The 232-nt window shown below is 57.8% G+C and carries 1 protein-coding gene; it reads right to left on the bottom strand.

Annotation, left to right across the window (positions count from 1 at the left end):
• On the bottom strand, positions 1–189 hold a 189-nt coding region (locus SB753_RS41965; protein ID WP_410805807.1), incomplete at its 3' end, for a hypothetical protein.
• Positions 190–232: the final 43 nt, after the last annotated feature.

The raw sequence follows: 232 nt of genomic DNA, 5'->3' as shown, positions 1-232 counted from the left end.
ACCCGGGCAGGGGTTGACGACGCGCCACTGGCCCGGCGTGCTGGTGGTGTTTCCCGTCATGTCGAGGCCAAACTCACGAACGTTGCCATGTTGATCATCGGGCTCTGCACGCATGGGAATATCAGCATTTAGTAGGAGCAGCCACCAATTGCCACTCAGAACGGCGACTGCTTTTGCACTGTAGTCCATAAGGGGCGATATCCAGCCAAGGTCTTGCTCACCGTGAGCTTGG

Origin of the sequence: Paraburkholderia sp. SIMBA_053, assembly GCF_046534895.1 — a bacterium.
Taxonomy (GTDB): Bacteria; Pseudomonadota; Gammaproteobacteria; order Burkholderiales; family Burkholderiaceae; genus Paraburkholderia; species Paraburkholderia caledonica.
This window is presented reverse-complemented; position numbering and strand designations above follow the sequence as displayed.